This is a genomic window from Shewanella sp. 125m-7 (genome assembly GCF_052977045.1).
This window is the reverse complement of record NZ_JBRILQ010000045.1, coordinates 1-19418: the sequence shown is the minus strand read 5'-3', so window position 1 is coordinate 19418 and position 19418 is coordinate 1. Positions and strand designations below refer to the sequence as shown.

20 protein-coding genes are annotated in these 19418 nt (G+C 45.1%); all 20 read left to right on the top strand.

Translation table 11 applies throughout. The annotated features are described in order from the left end of the window. Positions 1–3 precede the first annotated feature (3 nt). Positions 4–1032, top strand: coding sequence for a flagellar motor switch protein FliM (gene fliM / locus ACVBIL_RS17365; protein WP_447168209.1), 1029 nt, complete (start codon positions 4–6; stop codon positions 1030–1032). Between the two features lie 12 nt (positions 1033–1044). Further along, on the top strand, positions 1045–1422 hold the full coding sequence (gene fliN / locus ACVBIL_RS17360; protein WP_447168208.1) for a flagellar motor switch protein FliN: 378 nt from the start codon (positions 1045–1047) through the stop codon (positions 1420–1422). A 21-nt stretch (positions 1423–1443) separates the two neighbouring features. Continuing rightward, complete coding sequence (fliO, locus tag ACVBIL_RS17355; protein WP_447168207.1) at positions 1444–1851, top strand: flagellar biosynthetic protein FliO; 408 nt, start codon at positions 1444–1446, stop codon at positions 1849–1851. Next, the gene (gene fliP / locus ACVBIL_RS17350; protein WP_447168206.1) at positions 1848–2597 is read left to right on the top strand and encodes a flagellar type III secretion system pore protein FliP; all 750 of its coding nucleotides are present in this window, start codon (positions 1848–1850) and stop codon (positions 2595–2597) included. The genes fliO and fliP overlap by 4 nt, the downstream gene beginning before the upstream one ends. 7 nt (positions 2598–2604) lie before the next feature. Beyond that, a complete protein-coding gene (locus ACVBIL_RS17345) occupies positions 2605–2874 on the top strand; it encodes a flagellar biosynthetic protein FliQ (protein WP_012276565.1) in 270 nt (89 codons plus the stop codon). 40 nt (positions 2875–2914) lie between these two features. Continuing rightward, positions 2915–3715 (top strand): flagellar biosynthetic protein FliR, encoded by an 801-nt coding sequence (gene fliR / locus ACVBIL_RS17340; protein WP_447168205.1) that lies wholly within the window; start codon positions 2915–2917, stop codon positions 3713–3715. Positions 3716–3780: 65 nt separating this feature from the next. After that, positions 3781–4914, top strand: a complete 1134-nt coding sequence (gene flhB / locus ACVBIL_RS17335; RefSeq protein ID WP_447168204.1) for a flagellar biosynthesis protein FlhB — start codon at positions 3781–3783, stop codon at positions 4912–4914. A 151-nt stretch (positions 4915–5065) separates the two neighbouring features. Beyond that, on the top strand, positions 5066–7165 hold the full coding sequence (flhA, locus tag ACVBIL_RS17330) for a flagellar biosynthesis protein FlhA (protein WP_447168203.1): 2100 nt from the start codon (positions 5066–5068) through the stop codon (positions 7163–7165). A gap of 11 nt (positions 7166–7176) precedes the next feature. Beyond that, positions 7177–8589 (top strand): flagellar biosynthesis protein FlhF, encoded by a 1413-nt coding sequence (gene flhF / locus ACVBIL_RS17325; RefSeq protein ID WP_447168202.1) that lies wholly within the window; start codon positions 7177–7179, stop codon positions 8587–8589. 4 nt (positions 8590–8593) lie between these two features. Then, on the top strand, positions 8594–9475 hold the full coding sequence (locus ACVBIL_RS17320; RefSeq protein WP_447168227.1) for a MinD/ParA family protein: 882 nt from the start codon (positions 8594–8596) through the stop codon (positions 9473–9475). After that, positions 9468–10187 carry an RNA polymerase sigma factor FliA gene (locus ACVBIL_RS17315; protein ID WP_447168201.1) on the top strand — a complete coding sequence of 240 codons (720 nt, stop codon included), beginning with the start codon at positions 9468–9470 and terminating at the stop codon, positions 10185–10187. The genes ACVBIL_RS17320 and ACVBIL_RS17315 overlap by 8 nt, the downstream gene beginning before the upstream one ends. Before the next feature lie 60 nt (positions 10188–10247). Next, positions 10248–10631, top strand: a complete 384-nt coding sequence (cheY, locus tag ACVBIL_RS17310) for a chemotaxis response regulator CheY (RefSeq protein WP_447168200.1) — start codon at positions 10248–10250, stop codon at positions 10629–10631. A gap of 13 nt (positions 10632–10644) precedes the next feature. Continuing rightward, positions 10645–11382: a protein phosphatase CheZ gene (locus tag ACVBIL_RS17305; RefSeq protein ID WP_447168199.1), complete on the top strand. Its 738-nt coding sequence runs from the start codon at positions 10645–10647 to the stop codon at positions 11380–11382. A gap of 12 nt (positions 11383–11394) precedes the next feature. Next, on the top strand, positions 11395–13602 hold the full coding sequence (locus ACVBIL_RS17300; RefSeq protein ID WP_447168198.1) for a chemotaxis protein CheA: 2208 nt from the start codon (positions 11395–11397) through the stop codon (positions 13600–13602). Between the two features lie 94 nt (positions 13603–13696). Next, positions 13697–14884 (top strand): protein-glutamate methylesterase/protein-glutamine glutaminase, encoded by a 1188-nt coding sequence (locus ACVBIL_RS17295; RefSeq protein WP_447168197.1) that lies wholly within the window; start codon positions 13697–13699, stop codon positions 14882–14884. Beyond that, positions 14877–15506 (top strand): hypothetical protein, encoded by a 630-nt coding sequence (locus tag ACVBIL_RS17290; RefSeq protein ID WP_447168196.1) that lies wholly within the window; start codon positions 14877–14879, stop codon positions 15504–15506. Before ACVBIL_RS17295 ends, ACVBIL_RS17290 begins: the two co-directional genes overlap by 8 nt. Positions 15507–15588: 82 nt before the next feature. Then, on the top strand, positions 15589–16380 hold the full coding sequence (locus tag ACVBIL_RS17285) for a ParA family protein (RefSeq protein WP_447168195.1): 792 nt from the start codon (positions 15589–15591) through the stop codon (positions 16378–16380). Next, positions 16364–17317 carry a chemotaxis protein CheW gene (locus ACVBIL_RS17280; protein WP_447168194.1) on the top strand — a complete coding sequence of 318 codons (954 nt, stop codon included), beginning with the start codon at positions 16364–16366 and terminating at the stop codon, positions 17315–17317. Before ACVBIL_RS17285 ends, ACVBIL_RS17280 begins: the two co-directional genes overlap by 17 nt. Positions 17318–17954: 637 nt before the next feature. Further along, positions 17955–18446: a chemotaxis protein CheW gene (locus tag ACVBIL_RS17275; RefSeq protein WP_447168193.1), complete on the top strand. Its 492-nt coding sequence runs from the start codon at positions 17955–17957 to the stop codon at positions 18444–18446. A gap of 411 nt (positions 18447–18857) precedes the next feature. Beyond that, complete coding sequence (locus ACVBIL_RS17270; protein WP_447168226.1) at positions 18858–19259, top strand: DUF2802 domain-containing protein; 402 nt, start codon at positions 18858–18860, stop codon at positions 19257–19259. Positions 19260–19418: the final 159 nt, after the last annotated feature.

Below are 19418 nucleotides of genomic sequence, written 5' to 3'. Positions count from 1 at the left end.
ATCGTGAGTGATTTATTAAGCCAAGACGAAATTGATGCGCTGCTTCACGGAGTTGATGATGTCGATGACGACATTATTGATGACAATGAGCTTGATGCACGTTCATATGATTTCTCGTCGCAAGACCGAATTGTACGTGGTCGTATGCCAACGCTTGAGATCGTCAATGAGCGTTTTGCTCGCCACTTGCGGATCAGCATGTTCAATATGATGCGCCGTGCGGCTGAAGTGTCGATTAACGGCGTGCAAATGCTTAAGTTTGGTGAGTATGTACATACCTTGTTCGTACCGACCAGCTTAAACATGGTACGTTTTAGCCCGTTAAAAGGGACGGCGTTAATCACAATGGAAGCCCGCCTAGTCTTTATTTTGGTGGACAACTTCTTTGGTGGTGACGGCCGTTTTCATGCCAAAATTGAAGGCCGTGAATTTACCCCTACCGAGCGTCGTATCGTACAGCTGTTGCTAAAGATTATCTTTGAAGATTATAAAGATGCTTGGGCGCCAGTGATGGATGTTCAGTTTGATTATCTCGATTCTGAAGTCAATCCGGCGATGGCCAATATTGTTAGCCCTACAGAAGTGGTTGTCGTGAGCTCATTTCATATTGAGGTTGACGGCGGTGGTGGTGATTTTCATATCACTATGCCGTACTCCATGATTGAGCCAATTCGAGAATTGCTCGATGCGGGTGTACAAAGTGATACCCAAGATACCGACATGCGTTGGTCGCAGGCATTGCGTGACGAAATCATGGATGTTGACGTGGGGATCGATGCCACGATTGTTGAGCATAAACTGACTTTAAGAGAAGTGTTGGCGTTTAAAGCGGGTGACGTTATTCCGGTTGAACTGCCCGAACACATCATTATGAAGGTCGAAGATCTGCCGACATATCGTTGTAAAATGGGCAGAACCAAAGAAAATTTAGCGCTAAAGATTTGTGAAAAAATACCAAGACCGGAAACGGTTAAAACAGAATTACAGCTGGTGACTCACAAAGGGCGATCACGCGATCGTTCTGATATATAAGGTGAAGAGTAAATGAGTACAGATACAGATGATTGGGCATCAGCCATGGCTGAGCAGGCGATTGAGGAAGCTAAAGCTGTTGAGTTTGATGAATTTAGTAACGATGGTTCGCCATTGAGTGACGATGAAGTCTCTAAACTCGATGCCATTATGGATATCCCCGTCACTATTTCGATGGAAGTCGGTCGTAGTTTTATCAACATTCGTAATTTACTGCAGTTAAACCAAGGCTCGGTAGTGGAGCTTGACAGGATTGCCGGTGAACCACTGGATGTCATGGTCAATGGTACCTTGATTGCCCACGGTGAAGTGGTTGTTGTTAATGACAAGTTTGGTATTCGTTTAACGGACGTTATTAGCCAAACAGAGCGAATTAAAAAGCTAAAATAATAAAAGTAGTAAGGATTTTTAATGAGCTTTAATTTTGTTGTAGCCAGTCTAGTTGGTGTAGAAGCCCAAGCTGATCCTGTCGCTAATGCAGCGGTTAACGTGACCTCAGCTACTGGGTCATCGGCATCCAGTATTGCAACGCTTTCAAGCATGGTTGGCGGATTAATCGTTGTACTGATTTTAATTTTCTTTCTTGCCTACCTAGTAAAGCGCTTTAATTTAGTCCCAAGCAGTCAAGGGGTGCTAAAAACAATTGCGGTGACGCCACTAGGACAAAAAGAAAAGTTGGTATTAGTTGAAGTTAACGGCCAACAATATTTACTTGGGGTGACGCCACACCAGGTTAGCTTAGTTGACAAATTAGCGCAGCCCGTAGAAATCGTGACTGAGTCTTTTGCTAGTCGTCTACGTCAGGCTAAGTCATCATGATTAAATGGATTGTGCTGCTAGTTGGATTGGCGATAACGTTAATGGCGCCATCGGCGTTGGCTGAAAACGGTATCTTGCCTGCTGTGACGGTGTCGACAGGCGCAGATGGTTCAACGCAATATTCTGTCACTATGCAGATATTGCTATTAATGACGGCGCTTAGCTTCATCCCGGCGATGCTCATTATGTTGACTTCGTTCACCCGAATTATTGTAGTACTGTCTATTTTGCGCCAAGCGATTGGTTTGCAGCAGACCCCGTCAAATCAAGTATTGATTGGCATCAGCATGTTCATGACATTTTTTATTATGTCGCCAGTTTTCGATAAGATTTACGACCAAGCGGTGAAGCCATATATAGAACAAGGTATGCCGCTGCAGGATGCCTTTACGACAGGGCAAGGGCCACTTAAAGATTTTATGCTGGCGCAGACTCGCTTAACTGACTTGAATACCTTTATTGAAATTTCGGGTTATCAAGGGATTAATGAACCCGAAGATGCACCTATGACGGTCATTATTCCAGCCTTCATTACCAGTGAGCTTAAAACAGCATTCCAGATTGGCTTTATGTTGTTCGTCCCATTCTTAGTGCTCGACTTGGTGGTCGCCAGTATTTTGATGGCCATGGGTATGATGATGTTATCGCCTATGATTGTGTCATTACCGTTTAAGATCATGTTGTTTGTTCTTGTTGATGGCTGGAGTCTCGTGATGGGCACCTTAGCTAACAGTTTTGGATTATAGGTAAGCTATGAGCCCAGAAGCACTGATTGATATCTTCCGCGAAGCATTGGCCGTGATTGTGATTATCGTGTCGATGATTATTGTGCCAGGACTTATCATAGGTCTAGTCGTGGCAGTGTTTCAGGCTGCAACCTCAATTAACGAGCAAACCTTAAGTTTCCTTCCGCGTTTGCTGACCACATTGTTGGCATTGATGCTAATGGGGCACATGTTGGTACAAATGATGATGGACTTCTTTTTTCAGATGGTGGATATGATCCCCCAAGTCATAGGTTAATGATGACTAGCGCGTTATTCGCAATGATGCGGGATTAGCCATGGAGATCTTGCTTGATACTATTATGAATGGTATTTCGGGATATTTGTGGCCATTAACGCGAATTTCCAGCATGTTTATGGTGATGGTCGTCTTTGGTGCAACCACCACACCGACTAGGGTTAGGCTACTGCTAGCAGTGACCGTTACAGCCGCAGTGGCGCCGGTATTACCTGCTATGCCTAATATCGACCTGTTTTCCTTAAGTGCAGCCTTTATTACCGCGCAGCAAATAGTGATTGGTGTCGCGATGGGGTTTGCCTCATTATTGCTTATGCAAACCTTTGTGCTGGCTGGTCAGATTATTGGTATGCAAACCAGTTTAGGTTTCGCGTCTATGGTTGATCCAAACTCTGGTCAACAGACTCCTGTTATTAGTAATTTCTTTCTATTGCTCACCACAATGATTTTTTTGGCGGTCGATGGTCATCTGTTACTCATTAAAATGGTGATCGCCAGTTTTGACTCAATTCCGGTGTCTATGCAAGGGCTAAGTTTGGCCAGTTACCGTCTGTTTACCGAATTTATAGGATATATGTTTGGCGCCGCACTAACGATGTCGCTATCAGCGATTGTTGCGCTGCTGACGATTAACTTGTCATTTGGTGTAATGACTCGAGCCTCACCACAGCTAAACATCTTTTCCATCGGTTTCCCAGTCACCATGATTGCGGGCTTGTTTATCCTTTGGCTCACATTGGCACCCATCATGTCGCATTTTGATGACGTGTGGCGTGAAGTTCAGGTTCTACTTTGTAACGTGCTTGAGCTGCAATGTCGTGCCGATGGTGGGATCAACTAATGTTTTATTGTGGCATATTATTATCAGCAATATTGTCCCCTTCATGGTATGGAGGACGGCTATAAGTGGCTGAAAACGATAGTAGCCAAGAAAAAACAGAGGAAGCAAGCTCCAGAAAGTTGCAGCAGGCCAAAGATAAAGGGCAGGTTGCACGATCAAAAGACTTGGGGACTTCAGCTGTGCTGATCGCTGCATCTGTTGGCTTGTTAATGACGGGGCCAGATATTGCACAGGCGATGCATAATATCATGACGAAGCTATTTATTCAGAGTCGTGATGAGATTTTTGACACCAATCAGATGATGAACGTGTGGGGGATGATAGGCAATGAACTTGCTATTCCATTATTGGGGTTTATTGCCTTTCTGGCCTTGATTGCTTTTGCCGGTAACATCGCCTTAGGTGGAATGTCATTTTCTACTCAAGCCTTCATGCCAAAAGCGAGTAAAATGAGTCCAGTTGCTGGCTTGAAACGGATGTTTGGCGTGCAGGCCCTGGTTGAATTGACCAAAGGCATTGCAAAATTCTCGGTGGTGGCCATTACCGCTTATCTGCTATTAACTCTTTATCTCAATGATATTTTGATGCTGTCGCAAGATCATCTGCCAGGCAATATTTATCATGCGCTTGATATCGTGGTATGGATTTTTATTTTACTGTGCGCGTCAACGTTACTGATTGTGATTATCGATGTGCCATTTCAAGTTTGGAACCATGCTAAACAGCTAAAAATGACTAAACAGGAAGTGAAAGACGAATATAAAGACACCGAGGGTAAACCTGAGGTGAAAGGTCGTATTCGTCAGCTGCAACACGAGATGTCACAAAGGCGAATGATGGGCGAAGTACCAAATGCCGACGTAATCGTGGTAAACCCTGAGCATTACGCTGTTGCAGTTAAATATGACGCAAGCCGCTCTACAGCACCTTTTGTTGTTGCAAAAGGTGTCGATGAAGTGGCCTTTAAAATACGCGAAATTGCGCGTGAGCACGATGTTGCAATTGTATCTGCTCCACCACTGGCGCGAGCAATCTTTCATACGACCAAAATTGATCAAGAGATCCCAGAGGGGCTCTTTACTGCCGTTGCTCAGGTGCTAGCTTATGTATTCCAATTAAGACAATATCAAAAAGGTAAGGGCAGAAGGCCTAACGCTATCCCGATTAAGCAGCCGATCCCTGATGATTTAAAACATTAAAATGGATTAACTGCCCAAAAATCGGTCACTCAAAACGCGAAATATTCTTTGCTAGCGTGTTTCGGGTTATAGTCGGTTTAATTCGAGTAAAAATAATTGGTACAGTATTTGCTGTATAGGCGTTAGACGTCAAAGATCGGACTCAGGGTGAATGGAACTTAAAGCAAGGCTAGGCCAATTAATACAGATAAAGCCTGCGCATTTCAAAGGTATTGGGACACCGTTATTGGTTTTAGCCGCTCTGGCTATGATCATCTTACCTATGCCTGCGTTCCTGCTCGATATCCTTTTCACATTCAATATTGCACTGGCGCTAGTGGTGCTTTTGGTGGCGATTTACAGCGACCGACCGCTCGACTTTGCAGCGTTTCCTACGGTTTTGTTGGTCGCGACCTTACTCAGGTTGGCGCTTAACGTCGCCTCGACACGTGTGGTACTGCTTGAAGGTCATAATGGTGGCGATGCTGCGGGTAAAGTGATTGAAGCTTTTGGTTCTGTGGTGATAGGTGGTAACTACGCCGTAGGCTTAGTGGTGTTTTTAATCCTTATTATTATTAACTTCGCCGTGGTGACTAAAGGTGCTGGGCGTATCTCCGAGGTCAGTGCTCGCTTTACCCTTGACGCCATGCCGGGTAAGCAAATGGCCATCGATGCCGATCTAAATGCAGGCTTATTAAGCCAAGATGAAGCGCGCGCACGCCGCGCAGAAGTGACCCGTGAAGCGGATTTTTACGGTGCGATGGACGGTGCGTCAAAATTCGTAAAAGGTGATGCGGTCGCCGGAATATTAATTCTTGTTATTAATATTGTGGGCGGTTTTATTATTGGTATTGCTCAGCATGACTTATCTTTCTCTTCTGCCGTTGAAATTTATACCCTATTAACCATTGGTGATGGCCTAGTCGCACAGATCCCTGGTCTTCTATTATCTATTGCTGCCGCCTTGATGGTGACCCGTCAAAACGAGTCTGGTGACATGGGCGAAATGGTCATGGGACAGATGTTTGACAGTCCCAAGGCGCTAGCGATTGCGGCAGGCGTGATGTTCGTGATGGGCATAGTGCCTGGTATGCCACATTTGGTGTTCTTATCCTGTGCAGCAACGGCTGGAGCGGGCGCTTACTTTATTAAGAAAAAACAAGCCACAGAGCGCGAGCGCGCGCTGGAACTTGCAAAGTCAGGCCCGGTGGAGCCTCGTAACACTGAGCCTAAAGAGCTGAGCTGGGATGACGTACAACATGTTGACACCATAGGTCTAGAAGTGGGTTATCGTCTAATCCCCTTAGTGGATAAAGGTCAGGGCGGCGAGCTACTTGGGCGTATTAAGGGTGTACGTAAGAAGCTGTCACAAGAGCTCGGCTTCTTGGTGCCTGCGGTTCATATTCGCGATAATCTCGATCTGTCGCCTAATGCCTATCGTATTTCCTTGATGGGCGTGGCATCGGGTGAAGCTGAAATTCGTCATGACTGTGAGCTAGCGATTAACCCTGGCCAAGTTTATGGCAAGCTAGATGGCATAGAAACTAAAGACCCCGCTTTTGGTTTAGATGCGGTGTGGATCGCTCCCGAAATGCGTGAGCACGCACAAACCTTAGGCTACACGGTAGTTGATGCCTCAACGGTAGTGGCCACTCACATCAGTCAGTTATTAAGTAACAACGCGGCCAAGCTACTTGGCTATGAAGAAGTACAACAATTACTTGAAATGCTTGGTAAGTATTCACCTAAGTTGGTCGATGGCTTTATCCCAGATGTGATGCCACTGGGCAGCGTCGTTAAAGTCATGCAAAACCTACTCAATGAAGGCGTGTCTATTCGTGATATGAAGACCATAGTCCAAACCTTGCTTGAGTATGGTCCTAAGAGTAGCGATACCGAAGTATTGACCGCCGCCGTGCGAATAGCCTTAAAACGCATGATAGTGCAAGAGATCAGCGGACCTGAGCTCGAAATCCCTGTCATTACTTTGGCGCCAGAGTTGGAACAAATGTTGCATCAGTCTATGCAGGCGACAGGAGGTGATGGTCCGAATATCGAACCAAGCCTTGCAGAACGTATGCAGAAGTCTTTAGTGGATGCGACGCAACGTCAAGAATTGGTAGGGCAACCTGCAATTTTATTGACATCAGGTATGCTGCGCTCAACCTTATCGCGATTCGTTAAGCATACGATCCCTAATTTGCGGGTAATTTCATATCAAGAAGTTCCCGATGAGAAACAGATACGTATCGTTTCGGCAGTGGGTCAGTAGAGGTCGAATAATTGAAGATTAAAAGATTTTTAGCAAAAGATATGCGCTCGGCCTTAGCCCAAGTTAAAGAAACCTTGGGATCAGATGCTGTCATTATGTCGAACAAGAAAGTGACCGGTGGCATTGAGATTGTCGCAGCGGTGGATTACGACGAACCTAAGCCAAAAGTTGCAGAGGCGCCTCGTTCGGCTGCGATGTTCACCGATCTTGCAGAAGAGAGAGTCACTTTAGGTGCGGCGCAGTCAAATGTTCGGCCAAATGTACGGGCAGAAAGCCGTGCTCAATCAACGCCAGCGCCTGATTCACTGCAAGCGTTACTCGAGCGTCAACAAAGCCGTATTAGTCAGCAAAGTCAGCCTACACGCAGTGATGACTTTGATATGCCTGAATGGGCTAAGGGGCTGCAGGCGCAAGTGAAGAAGCCTGAAGCGGCTAAGGCCGAGTTTACTCCTCACAGAGCGCCTGATAGCTTTAACGGCAGCAAGCAAAACAGCAATGCCGAATTTGATGCGATGAAAGAAGAGCTTACATCGATTCGTAATTTATTGACGCATCAAGTCAGTAGCTTGATGGTCGAACAGAAACAGCGCGTTGATCCCGTCGGGGCAATGCTAGAGAGTAAATTGTTAGAGGCTGAGTTTTCACCAGCGATAGCAAAGAAGCTATCAAGTTTAAGTGAACACTACTCTCCAGCAGAGTTAGTGGCTTCTTTACCACGTAGTTTAGCGAATATGCTCGACAATCAAGGTGATGATATTGTGCGTCAAGGTGGCGTGGTCGCATTTGTGGGGCCAACGGGGGTCGGTAAGACAACGACAGTGGCTAAATTAGCGGCGCGTTTTGCGGCATATCATGGCTCAGATCAAGTTGCGCTCATTACAACGGACCATTATCGTATTGGGGCCTATGAGCAATTAGCGACTTATGGCAAAATAATGGGATGCCCAGTAAAACAGGCCCATGATTTTAATGAGTTAGAGCAAATACTGTATCAATTTAGAAATCGTAAGCTAGTTTTGATTGATACAGCAGGTATGGGGCAAAGAGATCAGCGTTTATTCCAACAACTCGATAGTTTAGCGGCAAATAGCAGATTACCAATACGCAGTTATCTGGTAATGTCTGCTACTGGACAACGTCGTGTATTAGAAGATGCTGTAAAACAGTTTACGCGTATTCCACTCTCGGGTGCAGTACTGACAAAATTAGATGAATCAATTTCTTTAGCGCCAGCGTTAAGCGTCTTGATTCAAAGTGGGTTACCTTTAAGTTATGTAACTGATGGACAAAGAGTTCCAGAAGATATGCAGGTGGCAGATACTTTATCTTTAGCCAATCGCGCATTAGCTGCATTAGATAACAAACCTATAGAACCATTACATAATAGTGAAGGGTCGCAAGCAATGACCTATGCATTTGAGTGAAGCCATGACTCCGGATCAAGCAAGCGGTTTACGTATGATGAATCAGCCAAATAATGAAAAAGTAAAAGTTATCGCCGTATCAGGCGGTAAAGGTGGCGTTGGCAAAACTAGCGTGTCAATTAATACAGCTGTAGCGTTAGCCGAAAAGGGCAAACGAGTACTGGTATTAGACGCCGATTTAGGTTTAGCGAACGTCGACGTGATGCTAGGTTTGCGCGCAGAGCGAAATTTATCTCATGTTTTGTCGGGAGATGCCGAATTAGATGATGTCATCTTAAGAGGACCTAAAGGGATCGGTATTATTCCGGCGACTTCAGGAAGCCAGTCGATGGTGGAATTGTCTCAAGCACAGCATGCTGGTTTAATTCGCGCATTTAGCGAAATGAGAACTCAGTTTGATATCTTGATTGTCGATACCGCAGCGGGTATTTCGGATATGGTATTGAGCTTTTCACGAGCATCACAAGATGTATTGATTGTGGTATGTGATGAGCCAACGTCAATTACCGATGCCTATGCGCTAATTAAGATCTTAAGCCGTGAGCACGGCGTGTTCCGCTTCAAGATTGTCGCCAACATGGTGCGTAGCTTACGTGAAGGCATGGAGCTATTTGCTAAGTTAAGTAGGGTAACAGACCGATTCCTTGATGTGGCATTAGAGCTAGTGGCCACGGTGCCATTTGATGAAAATTTACGTAAGTCAGTACGTAAGCAAAAATTGATTGTAGAGGCGTATCCTAAGTCGCCAGCAGCTATTGCTTATCAGGGACTTGCGAATAAAGTAATGAGCTGGCCAGTACCATCACAACCTGGTGGTCATCTAGAGTTCTTCGTTGAACGACTAGTGCAACGCCCTAATTATCAAGAGGATAAATCGGGTGAATAAAGCGGCTGCGTATACTCGTTTTGATAATAAAACATCTATCGTTGAACAGTATGCACCGCTTGTAAAAAGAATAGCCCATCATCTTTTGGCCCGTTTACCTGCATCAGTTCAATTAGATGACTTGTTACAGGCTGGCATGATGGGGCTACTCGAAGCGTCATCAAACTTTGATGGTAGTAAAGGCGCCAAGTTCGAAACCTTTGCCGGTATTCGAATTCGTGGCTCGATGTTAGATGAAATCAGACGTGGCGACTGGGTACCGCGTTCAGTACACCGTAATCAACGCCGCGTAGCGCAAGTGATAGACCAACTCGAACAAGAGCTGGGTCGCGATGCGCAAGATAGCGAAATCGCCGAGCGATTAGAGATGCCACTCGATGAGTATTACGGCATTTTAAACGACGTATCAGTAGGTAAAGTCGTTGGGATAGAAGATTTAGGCGTGGCCGTTGAAGGGCTTAGTCCGGACGACGAACACGTAGACGATGCTTATGAGTCTCTGGCTGAAGTTGAGTTTCATTCAGCACTGGTTGCAGCGATTAAACTATTACCAGAAAGAGATGCGTTGGTCTTGTCGCTATATTACGATGAAGCATTGAATTTAAAAGAGATTGGGGCCATTCTTGAGGTCAGTGAGTCTAGAGTTAGCCAGATCCATAGTCAGGCGATGCTGAGACTCAAGGGTAAACTCAAGCATTGGACACAAGAATAAAATCATAATAATTGATACCACATTACATGCGCATTTTACGCGCGCTCCTCGGAGGAAACTTTGAACAAGAATATGAAGATTCTTGTTGTTGATGACTTTTCAACAATGAGACGTATCATTAAGAACTTGTTACGTGACTTGGGATTTAACAATACTCAAGAAGCAGATGACGGTTCTACAGCCTTACCTATGTTACAAAAAGGCGATTTTGATTTCGTTGTAACAGACTGGAACATGCCCGGCATGCAAGGTATTGATCTATTAAAAGCCATTCGCGCCGATGATAATTTGAAGCACCTTCCTGTATTGATGGTGACTGCTGAAGCTAAGCGAGAGCAGATTATTGCAGCAGCTCAAGCTGGCGTTAACGGTTATGTGGTTAAGCCATTTACCGCAGCAACACTAAAAGAAAAACTAGATAAAATTTTTGAAAGACTCGGCTAAGCAGGGATGAGCAATGCAGCAACAATTGTCAGGGCTGATTACTCTTGAGCAAGCCGAGAGTCTAGTTGCACTCCTTAGTCAGGGAGAGCAGGAAAAAGCGGATGAATTGGTAAGGGAAATTTCTGCACCAATTCAAAAGGATCTTTTCGATGAAGTAGGACGTTTAACTCGCCAGCTTCACAGTGCGATTGCTGATTTTCAATTTGATAATCGTTTAATTGAATTAGCCAATACAGAGATCCCAGATGCAAAAGAACGTTTGACTTATGTTATCGATATGACAGAGCAAGCGGCAAATAAAACCATGGACGCAGTGGAAGAGTGCTTACCTCTTGCTAATGCACTAAACGACAATATTCAAGCAATAAAACCCGCATGGGACAAGCTAATGCGTCGTGAGTTGCCACTGACAGAATTTAAAGTCTTATGTCACGATATTCAGCAGTTTGTTGAAAGAAGTGAATCGGATTCAAGCCGAGTCAAAGAGCTTCTAAATCAAATTTTATTGGCGCAAGACTTTCAAGACTTAACCGGACAGATTATCCGTCGAGTGATTGAACTCGTTAGAGAAGTTGAGAATAGCTTAGTGTCGATGCTGACAGTATTTGGTGAGCAACCTGCAAACGCGGTTGACGACAAGCCAAAGCTAAATGTTGAAGCCGAAGGTCCTATTATGAATGCAGAGCACCGCCAGGACGTGGTGACAGGTCAAGACGAAGTTGACGATCTGCTTTCGAGTTTGGGTTTTTAAGGGAGTCAAAGAATGTCCTTTGATGTTGATGAAGAGATACTGCAGGACTTTTTGATCGAAGCTGGTGAAATATTAGAGCTTCTACAAGAACAGTTAGTCACGTTAGAAAATAATCCGGATGATACCGAATTGCTAAATGCAATTTTTAGGGGATTCCATACGGTTAAAGGTGGCGCAGGATTCTTAGGTTTATCGCCTATGGTTGATGTCTGCCACGAAGCAGAAAACACCTTCGATCTTTTGCGTACAGGTAAACGTCAAGTTTCCGCTAATTTGATGGATGTCATTTTAAAAGCAGTAGACTCAATCAACTCAATGTTTGCCGAAACGCAAGCAGGGCAAGCTCAGTCTCCCGCTGAAGCAGTATTATTGGCTCAGCTTAAAACATTAAGCGCGGGCGAGTTACTCGCATCAGAAATTGATGAAGCGAGTCACTCTTCTGTTGAAGCCACCCCCGCTGATGTCATTCAAGTCCCTAACATTGCAGCTGCTGCTGAGCCAATAGCAGCGCAAGATGTATCAAATAGCGCCGATGCTGCAAGTATCGATGATATCGACGATCTTGAGTTTGAAGCCTTACTCGATGCGTTGCATGGCTCGGGTAACGGTCCGGGTAATGCCGCTGCGACAACAACGACGCCATCACAACCAGTATCTAATGATATTACTGACGATGAATTTGAATCTTTACTCGATGAGCTGCATGGCTCGGGTCAGTTTAAAGTTCAATCGGCGGCGCCCGCTGTTATCGAACACAGTTCATCAGATATTGATTCCGATGAAATTACTGATGATGAATTTGAGCGTTTACTCGATGAATTACATGGTTCAGGTACCAGCCCTGGTAAAGGGGCTAGTGTGGCTGAAATTAGTCAGCCTGCGCCTGTTGTACAAGCGATAACCACTTCGCAGCAGGTACCAGAGGTTAAGGCTGAGCCTAAACAGCAGCCTAAACCAGAGCCTAAAAAAGAACTTAAACCAGAACTTAAACCCGCTGCAGCCAAAGTTGCCCCTAAAGCGGCTAGCAATAATGCGCCACAAGCAGAGACGACAGTGCGGGTTGATACCGCAAGACTTGATCAGATCATGAATATGGTTGGTGAGCTGGTATTAGTGCGTAATCGTCTACTCAGCCTTGGCGTAGCACGCGAAGATGAAGATATGTCAAAGGCGTTAGCTAATCTTGACTTAGTGACAGCCGACCTACAAGGCGCTGTGATGAAAACTCGCATGCAGCCTATTAAGAAAGTGTTTGGCCGTTTCCCTCGCGTGGTACGCGATTTAGCGCGTAGCTTAAATAAAGAAATAGATCTGGTGATGATAGGTGAAGACACAGATCTTGATAAGAACCTTGTAGAAGCACTCGCCGATCCGTTAGTTCACTTAGTGAGAAACTCGGTCGACCATGGCATTGAAATGCCAGACGCTCGAGAAGCTAATGGCAAAGCGCGCGCAGGCACAATCACATTATCTGCAAGCCAGGAGGGCGACCATATCCTGCTTAAAATTGAGGATGATGGTGCGGGTATGGATCCCGAAAAGCTTAAACAGATTGCAATCAGCCGCGGTGTACTGGACGAAGATACCGCTGCACGTATGAGCGATGAAGAAGCCTATAACCTTATTTTTGCACCTGGTTTCTCAACCAAAGTTGAGGTCTCCGATATTTCGGGGCGCGGTGTGGGAATGGACGTGGTTAAGACCCGTATTACCCAGCTCAACGGCTCAGTTTATATCGACTCACAACTCGGTAAAGGCACACGTCTTGAGATTAAGGTGCCGTTGACCTTGGCGATTATGCCGACTCTGATGGTAGAAGTTGCTGAGCAAGTGTTTGCTCTACCTCTGTCTAGCGTGAATGAAATATTCCACTTAGATTTGACTAAGACCAATGTGGTTGACGGTCAGTTGACGGTGATTGTTCGTGATAAAGCTGTACCGCTGTTTTACCTTGAGCAATGGTTATCTCGCAAGGCATTGAGCTTTAGGCACGGTGACAAACAGCATGGCCATGTGGTTATTGTCCAACTAGGTACGATGCAAATTGGTTTTGTGGTTGATTCACTCATTGGCCAAGAAGAAGTGGTGATAAAGCCACTAGGCACATTGCTGCATGGTACGCCGGGCATGGCTGGTGCGACCATTACCTCTGATGGTGGTATAGCGCTGATCTTAGATGTACCGGGCCTACTAAAGCATTACGCACGTAACAGGAGCTAACACGGGTTAGCATAGGGAATAACAGGCATTGCCTTGTTATTCCCTTTTTTACATACAGCATTGAGCGAGCCAGTGGTGCGGTATAGGGATTTAAATGGGCATTAAAGTTTTAGTCGTTGATGATTCGAGTTTTTTCAGACGACGTGTTAGCGAAATAGTGAGTCAAGACTCTGAGCTTGAGGTCGTAGGCAGCGCATGTAACGGTGCTGAGGCCGTGAAGATGGCTGCAGAGTTGAATCCGAATGTGATCACCATGGACATCGAAATGCCTGTTATGGATGGGATCACTGCGGTAAAGCAGATCATGGCGAGCAAGCCAATTCCTATCTTAATGTTTTCATCACTGACCCATGATGGCGCTAAAGCCACATTGGAAGCATTAGACGCGGGTGCTTTAGACTTTTTACCAAAACGCTTTGAAGATATCGCCAGCAATAAAGATGACGCGATAGCGTTATTGCAGCAACGAATTCGTGCATTAGGTCGTCGACGTTTATTTAGGCCGATTGCTCGTCCATTGTCTGGCAATGACAGAGTTCAGCCTAGCGGTGTTAGTGCTACTAGTAGTATTAGTAATGAGAGAGCCGCGGATAGGATCCGTAGTTCATCGAGCCTTTCTCGCTCAGCCGTTACAGCTACAACCGCTGCAAGCACACTTGAAAGGCCCGCCAGTCGAGCAAGTGTTATCACTCGTGGTAGTGGCAAAAAATATAAAGCATTACTTATCGGTACCTCTACAGGGGGGCCAGTTGCACTGCAAAAGGTGTTAACTCAATTACCTGCTAATTATCCGCACCCCATTTTACTTATTCAACATATGCCAGCGGCTTTTACGCCAACATTTGCGACACGGCTTAATAGTTTATGCAAAATTGAAGTGAAAGAAGCAGAAACGGGCGATCAGCTTAAACCTGGCTGTGCGTATCTAGCGCCCGGTGGCATGCAAATGATGCTCGAGCGAGGGGGTGCCTATGGTCGTATTAAGGTGATTGCGGGTAAAGCCGATATGAATTATAAGCCTTGCGTCGATATTACCTTCGCTTCAGCCTCAAAAGTGATTGGTGGTGAGGTGCTGGCCGTTGTATTAACGGGTATGGGCGCCGATGGCCGAGAAGGAGCAAGAATGCTCAAAGGTATTGGCGCTACGGTATGGGCGCAAGATGAAGCGAGCTGTGTGGTTTATGGTATGCCGCAAGCCGTCACCGCGGCAGGCATTGCGACTAAATCGATAGCGTTAGAGCATATGGCTGAGTCAATTATGAAAGAGACCATTAATGGCTAAATCGGCAATAGGGCAAAGTGTCATTCAGCAACGAGGCGAAATGAATACGCTGTCGTTGCTGATACTCTTTTTGCTGAGTATTGCCTCATTTACGTTTGGGTCTCTGTACTTTGAATCGCAGCATAAGAATAAATTGTTATCTAGCGAAGTCCAAAAGCTTAAAAACAGCCAAGTATTATTGATGGTGCCCGATGAACAAGCCGAAGTGATGGCTAACTGGATGGCTGAAAACCCTCATTTCGTACAGTCCTTTGTCGACAAGGCTAAGCAAGGTGAATCTACGGTTTTACCGATAGGGCCTGGGATTAATCAGGCGGAGCAAGCTCAAACTCAACGGCCTAAAACTCAAAGGCCTTACATGAGTACTGATGTACAGCAAGTATCTAACAAAACGGTAAGCGCGTCATCAGTTGAAAAAGAGCGGCTGAACAATCAAAGTCAGCTTGCTGAGTCTGCTACAAAAAACAAGGTTGGCGTGGCCAATAACAATAACAATAACACTAGCGCTAACAATCTTCAGCAGCCGAAATCGGTGAAAGTGAACGAGCGTGAAGATGGCGTAAAGCTGATTAGTCTGCCCCATGGCGGGATTCGAGTCACAACAAGAGAACCCGAAGAGTAAGTTATTTGAAAATTTATATTTGATACTGTACTTACCCAAATTAGCTTTACAGCTGAAAGCGCAATAAACCGAGGAATATCTGTTGAAGATTTGGACCATAGCAAACCAAAAAGGCGGAGTGGGGAAAACAACAACTGTTGCCAGTCTGGCTGGTGCGTTTGTAAAGCGTGGTCTGCGGGTATTGATGGTCGACACCGATCCCCATGCTTCCCTCGGCTACTATCTCGGTATTGATAGCGAACAATTACCTTGTTCTTTATATGATCTTTTTTTAGCGCATAAGAACTTAACGGCAGACTGGGTACAAGCTCATATTGTGCCTACCAACGTGGTGGGATTAGATTTAATGCCATCGACCATGGCACTAGCAACGATAGATCGTAGTTTAGGTCACCAAGAAGGCATGGGACTGATTTTAACCAAGGCCTTAAAATTAGTGGAAGATCGATATGATGTTGTATTGATAGATTGCCCACCGGTACTTGGCGTGTTGATGGTTAATGCGTTAGCGGCAAGTCAGCATATTATTGTCCCGGTCCAAACCGAGTTTTTAGCGCTAAAGGGTTTAGACCGTATGGTAAAAACCATGCTGTTAATGGGCCGTTCAAAGAAAATTAAATACAGCTACACCATAGTACCTACTATGTTTGACAAACGTACTCGCGCGGCTTCAGCCGCTTTGTTACAACTTAATGAAGATTATAACGAAGAGCTGTGGCAGGACGTGATCCCAGTTGATACCAAATTTAGAGACGCCAGTTTGAGTCATTTACCCGCTTCACATTATGCGCCAAGTAGCCGTGGTGTGAAGGCATACGACAGATTACTCGATTATTTACTCGCGAAGGGCTTTTCTCATGTCAAAAGCAGTTGATGATGCGGTATGCGATTTTTTTTCGTTGTTGCTTAATGAGCCGCAGCCAATACGCGCAGTAGATAGCCTTACAGCAGAGCGCCTTGCAACAGAAAGTCGAGTAACTGCAAGCCATTATGCCCAAAGCAGAACACTAGCAAACCTAGAGAGTGACGAGCGCTTAAGTCGACAAGCCCTAGAGCAACTGTTTGCACGCTCGCCTAGAGAAGATAGCAACAGAGAAGAGAACAACAGAGAAGTACAGGCATGCTTAGACACTGCGCCTATACGTGACGCATGTATTTCTGAACGGCATGATACTAACACCACTTCGGTTATCGACAGCGAAGATAAGCACGCTATTAATCTAGGTCATGAGCTAAAGCAGCAAGCAGAATTAACGGTTAGCAGTGAAAGCCAGAATATTTTAGACACTCAAGCTATTACTGAAACGGCTATAGAGCCTTTGGCATCGACTCAAAAATTATTAGATCAGCTTGACGAAGAGTTTCAAGTGTTGTTTTTTAAGGTTGGCGGTTTGACTTTAGCTGTGCCACTAGTGAGCCTAGGAGGGATCGTTAATTTGGATAAGCTCACTCGGCTCATGGGGCGGCCAGCATGGTATATGGGAGTGCAGCAGTACCGAGAGGCGCAACTTAATGTGGTCGATACTTGCGCTTGGGTCATGCCTGAAAAGTATGAACCTCAGCTAGTCAATAGCGTAAAATATCAATATGTCGTGGTATTAGAAGATAGCGCATGGGGCTTAGGTTGCGAGACGTTAATCGATACCACTACAATTAAAAAGTCTGAGATTAATTGGCGCAGCCACGCGGGCAAGCGCCCGTGGCTTGCTGGTGTGGTAAAAGAGCGGATGTGCGGTATTTTAAATGTCGAAGCCTTGGTACAAATGTTGGGCTTGGGCTTAGGTTGCCAAGAGCAGGTTCCAGTTAATTAAAAATACTATTTGCGTACTGATGAGATGTGATTCTCAAGTGTCGAAGCCTTGGTACAAATGCTGGGCCTAGATTTAGACTCGGACCTAGGTTGCCAAGAGCAGGTTGCGCTGAATTAAATATACTATTTGCGTACTGATGAGATGTGATTCTCTAAGTGTCGAAGCCTTGGTACAAATGCTGGGCCTAGACTTGGACCTAGAACCTAGGACCTAGGACCTAGAACCTAGAACCTAGAACCTAGGCGTAGGCGTAGACTAAACAGAATAGTGTTATTCGACTATCTTTAATCACTAGTATTAATCACTGAGCGTTAAGCTGAGTAGGCTTGGTAAAGAATGATGCTAAGCTGCCGATACAAAGGCTACAAGAATAAAATGATTGGGTTGCAAGCAATAGAAACGATGCTTGCACCAGAGTAAATAATGAGTACCAATTAGAGAGCGTCGCTGTATTTATTAGGTAGTTAGAATGGGCTATATAAGGTATAAGGCTAAGTAACTATCTATTCTAGTTGCAAATATTATGCGTGCTAGCACATTATTGCCATTAAAGAGTGGTTAGCCAGTTGGTTTGGTTGGTATAAATATTAAAGAATAGATTAGACATATAGCTGCAGAGCTATTGATTGAGGCGATTATGACAAGTTCAAACAGTGTAGCGGTAGCAGCAGGAACCGAAGATGCAGTATTGCAGTGGGTAACATTTAAGCTGGATAATGAGACTTACGGTATTAACGTTATGCAGGTACAAGAAGTATTGCGTTATACCGAGATTGCTCCGGTACCAGGCGCGCCTGATTACGTATTAGGTATTATTAACTTACGTGGTAACGTTGTTACGGTTATCGATACCCGCTCACGTTTTGGTTTAGCCTCTGCTGATATTAACGACTCAACTCGTATCGTGATTATTGAAGCTGAAAAGCAGGTTATCGGTATTTTAGTTGATAGCGTTGCAGAAGTTGTTTATCTGCGTCGTTCAGAAATCGATAATGCTCCGAACGTCGGTACTGAAGAGAGCACCAAGTTCATTCAAGGTGTGAGCAACCGTGATAACGAGCTCTTGATTTTAGTTGATTTAGATAAGTTGTTATCTGATGAAGAGTGGATGGAACTGACGCAGGTTTAATATTTTGAAGGTGCTAGGGCGTTCGCAGGCTCACTTCGAGGACGCTTCGCTTCTAGGGCCTAGAAAGCAAAAGCTTGTATCTATTAAGTGTAGAGTTTCTTTTGCCAAACCTAGGACCTTCATTAAAAGTAGGTCGGCATTTATGCCGACGCTTTGATCTTTTAAGGCTTTCCGTCAGCGAAGCGTTCCGTAGTGACATTCATTGATACAAACAGTCACGTGCCGTAAGACCGCAGGCCGTTCGTCTTAGCCTTACTGTTTATTGATGTTCCTAGAACCTGCTTTTCCTAGGACCTTGCTCCTTCTTAGCTTTAACCTAGAAGGAGCAAGGCGACGCCCTCGAAGTGACGCAGTCACGCTCTAGCAGCGCAGCGTCCTTCTTAGATATTTTAATAAGAAGAGTCCTTAATGATAGCCGAAGAAATGTTAATAGCTGCAGCGCTAGTATTTGCAGTCGCTTGTTTAGGTTTAGTGCTCTTTTTGCAAAAACAAACCACAAAGCTGCGTACCAAAGTAGATGCATTGACCTTGTTGGTTAAAGAAGGTGATAAGCAAAGAGAAGCTGTTAAGCGTGAACTGCAAGAGCTTAGAAGCGGTACGATTGGTGTTGGACGTCGTATGCTAGAGCTAGAGAAAAAGCTAACACAACAAGATGCTAAACTTGAAGAGAGCAGCCAGCAAGAGCCTCAAGCTCGACTATATACTCGTGCAATGAAGATGGTTGCCTTGGGCGCAGGCGTCCAAGAGCTTATTGAAGAGTGTGAGTTACCCAAAGCAGAAGCTGAATTACTCATTCGTTTGCATGGCAAGTAGAAGGGCAGGCTGCGTCTTTATAGGACTCTAGGGATTAGATATCTAGATCTTTTGCACTTCTCCGTGTCCTCCGTGAAAGCGCAGCGCTCCGTGGTAAAAAAGCTCTTAAACGCTGTAACCAAAAAGTAAAGCTATTCACCACAGAGGACACAGAGCGCT